This is a genomic window from Paenibacillus vini (assembly GCF_018403325.1).
Taxonomy (GTDB): Bacteria; Bacillota; Bacilli; order Paenibacillales; family Paenibacillaceae; genus Fontibacillus; species Fontibacillus vini.
This window is the reverse complement of record NZ_BOSL01000079.1, coordinates 1-255: the sequence shown is the minus strand read 5'-3', so window position 1 is coordinate 255 and position 255 is coordinate 1. Positions and strand designations below refer to the sequence as shown.

Annotated in this window: 1 protein-coding gene; it reads right to left on the bottom strand. The window is 45.5% G+C overall.

Annotated features, from left to right (window positions below; all coding sequences use genetic code 11):
• Positions 1-217, bottom strand: a 217-nt coding sequence (locus KJS57_RS26245; protein WP_213656848.1) for a helix-turn-helix domain-containing protein, incomplete at its 3' end; no start/stop codon positions are given.
• Positions 218-255: the final 38 nt, after the last annotated feature.

The window sequence follows — 255 nt, the reverse complement described above, 5'->3', positions numbered from 1 at the left end:
CTTCCATGTTGTTCGCTAGTCTGCGCGGATAGGAGTGTTTGGGTTTTACAGGCTTGCCTAGGATACCAAGTTCTTTGCAGAGCCTGTACACCTTCTTTTTGTTAATCTTAAGGTTATGTTGCCGGCGTAAGGCGATGGTCAGCTTTCGGTATCCGTAGGTGTGTTCCTCGCCTTCCAACAGCTTTATAATCAGGCGTTTGATTCGTGTATCTGTCACTTTCTTCCCTTCAAAAGTATAGGAATATCCCGATACAG